General features: G+C 57.7%; 1 protein-coding gene and 1 pseudogene. One reads left to right on the forward strand and one right to left on the reverse strand.

All coding sequences use genetic code 11. From position 1 onward, the window contains the following. Positions 1 to 524 (reverse strand): annotated as a pseudogene (locus DK871_RS26980) (alkaline protease); the annotation flags it as partial. Positions 525 to 1005: 481 nt separating this feature from the next. Here DK871_RS26980 and DK871_RS26985 point away from each other — a divergent pair. Beyond that, a partial coding sequence (locus DK871_RS26985) for a hypothetical protein (protein ID WP_218581553.1) occupies positions 1006 to 1510 on the forward strand: 505 nt, incomplete at its 3' end.

Below are 1510 nucleotides of genomic sequence, written 5' to 3' on the forward strand. Positions count from 1 at the left end.
GGCTCCTTGGTGCCGCCTGCCTTGGGCTGTTCAACCACTGGCTCCTTGGTGCCACCGCGTGGCTTTAGCCGATCAGTTAATGGCGTTTTGTAGCCGCTCGGCTTGGGCTTAGCCGTTACTGGCTTGGTATCGCCGTCCGAGATGGGCTGATCCGCTGCCGGTTTGGTTTCGTCGTTTGACTTGGGCTCAACAGTGGGTTCGGTATTTACCGCTGGCTTGGCATAGCAATGTGCCACAACCGCTTTGCCGGGATTAACGTCTCCCAGTTGAAGCAGTCCGGAGTTCAGGCTCAATCCATACATTCGCTGCTGGCCAGTGCGTTCACCTACCAGCGGAGCGGAAAGACTAAGTAACTTGGAGCTTGTCGAGACGTGGTTGTCTGCTGCGGAGTTCGCATTACCATGAGAAGACTTAGCGGCTTCACTGCCTCCCTGGTTTCCAGGATGTGCCAGCGATGACGGCTGAGGAGTCACGCTCGGCGTGGGCATATAGTGGTTTGCAGCGGATGAATTGACATTAATCATAATTAAGTTTTCTCAGTTAGTTAAAAACAACAACACGACACTTCACAAGTAAGGCACCCATGAATTCTTAAATAGTCGATCTCAAACATGACCACTCAAACTTTTCAACGAGCGTCATAAAACAGCCAAGTTATTACTGGTAGTCAGCACTTACGCTTGGCCTGATGTTTAACTCATAACAGCGATGGACTTGAATAGACTCAGCGCGCATCTGACATTGAATGGTTCCCCCTTCAACCCCGCGCGGAAAACGCCAACTGATCAAAAGCCGACGCGTGCATCGCGCGGGACTCGCCTGAATGGGTATTGAAGCCATAGGCCGGTCTTGAATTTCGAATGAAAGCTTTCGGCTCACAAGGATCTGTACGAGGGATGGGTCTGGGCTCACACGGAACCGGGCGTGGCTGCGGCTCACGCGGGTATGGTCGCGGCCTCGGTTCCCATGTAACTGGACGCGGCTTCGGTTCACACGGATCCGGACGTGGCTGTGGCTCACACGGATCTGGACGTGGCTGCGGCTCACGCGGGTATGGTCGCGGCTTCGGCTCACGTGGATCCGGACGTGGCTGTGGTTCACACGGATCGGGACGTGGTTGCGGTTCACGTGGATCCGGACGTGGCTGTGGTTCACGCGGATCGGGACGTGGCTGTGGTTCACGCGGATCTGGACGCGGCTTCGGTTCACGTGGATCCGGACGTGGCTGTGGTTCACGCGGATCGGGACGTGGTTGTGGTTCACGCGGATCTGGACGCGGCTTCGGTTCACGTGGATCCGGACGTGGCTGTGGTTCACGCGGATCGGGACGCGGCTTCGGCTCACACGGATCCAGACGTGGCTTCGGCTCACACGGAACCGGGCGTGGCTTCGGCTCACAGGGATCTGGGCGTGGTTGCGGTTCACGCGGGTCTGGACGTGGCTTCGGCTCACACGCATCCGGACGTGGCTTCGGCTCACACGCATCCGGACGTGGCTTCGGCTCACACGC

The sequence above is a fragment of the Pseudomonas sp. L13 genome, assembly GCF_009935965.1.
Classification (GTDB): domain Bacteria; phylum Pseudomonadota; class Gammaproteobacteria; order Pseudomonadales; family Pseudomonadaceae; genus Aquipseudomonas; species Aquipseudomonas lactis.